Source organism: Lentzea kristufekii, assembly GCF_033949925.1.
GTDB lineage: Bacteria > Actinomycetota > Actinomycetes > Mycobacteriales > Pseudonocardiaceae > Lentzea > Lentzea kristufekii.
Genome location: NZ_JAXAVV010000099.1, coordinates 1 through 447, shown reverse-complemented (window position 1 = coordinate 447; position 447 = coordinate 1). Strand labels below are relative to the sequence as shown.

Sequence of the window (447 nt, the reverse complement as noted above, 5' to 3'; positions counted from 1 at the left end):
ACGGTGATGTGCAGGGCTCGGTTGGCTTGGCGTTCGCCGCCTCGGTTGATGCGGTGTTTGTCGGTGCGTCCGGATGAGGCGGGTAGTGGTGCGACGCCGCAGAGTTTGGCGAAGGAGGCTTCGCTGTGCAGGCGTTCGGGGTTGTCGCCGGCGGTGACGAGGAGCTGGCCGGCGATGTCGGTGCCGACGCCGAGCAGGCCTGCCAGGGTCGGGGCAGTGGCCGTGACCAGCGGCGTGAGGTGTTTGTCGAGCTGGGTGATGTGCCGGTTGAGGTTGGTGATCCGCTCGGCCATGGCCTGCAGGGCGAGCATGGCGCCGTGGGTGGGGTTGGCCAGTTGGGTGAGGTCGGGTTCCAGTGCGGTGCAGGCCGCGAGTAGTGCCTTGCTTTTCTTGCCGCGTAAGGCTTCGCGGAGCGCGGCGGGCGCGGTGGTGATCAGGTTGGCGAGC

Annotated in this window: 1 protein-coding gene; it reads right to left on the bottom strand. The window is 68.2% G+C overall.

Annotated features, from left to right (window positions below):
* On the bottom strand, positions 1-447 hold a 447-nt coding region (locus SK571_RS46250), incomplete at both ends, for a transposase (RefSeq protein WP_319990447.1).